The sequence below is a fragment of the Vibrio sp. 10N.222.46.A1 genome (assembly GCF_041473595.1).
Lineage (GTDB): Bacteria > Pseudomonadota > Gammaproteobacteria > Enterobacterales > Vibrionaceae > Vibrio > Vibrio tasmaniensis_A.
Genome location: NZ_JBFRSN010001796.1, coordinates 1 through 370, shown reverse-complemented (window position 1 = coordinate 370; position 370 = coordinate 1). Strand labels below are relative to the sequence as shown.

The 370-nt window shown below is 35.1% G+C and carries 1 protein-coding gene; it reads left to right on the top strand.

The window, feature by feature from the left end:
- On the top strand, positions 1 to 198 hold a 198-nt coding region (locus AB4496_RS29375; protein WP_372133657.1), incomplete at its 5' end, for a GNAT family N-acetyltransferase.
- Positions 199 to 370 lie beyond the last annotated feature (172 nt).

Sequence of the window (370 nt, the reverse complement as noted above, 5' to 3'; positions counted from 1 at the left end):
ATTGATATTGCTTTCAATGAGTTAGATATGGAAAAGGTGGAGATATCAGCTGCAACTGGCAACCAGAGTAGTCGCAAGGTTTGTGAGCGCTTACATTTCACATTAGAAGGTATCATAACTCGTAACGAGAACTTAAATGGCCGTATCATAGATCATGCTATTTATGGCCTTCATCGTTTAAGCGCCAACAGCATCTAAGCTTGATTTTCTACTTGGTAAATTTTGCCAATTGATAGTGAATGATAATTGGTAATTAGTAAGTTAATTAAATTAGTAAGCCACGATATTAAACCGTGGCTTTCATTTTTATGAGTCTAATTGGTCTCTTACTAAAATCATTTACGTGATCTTTGGGATTAAGATACAGAAC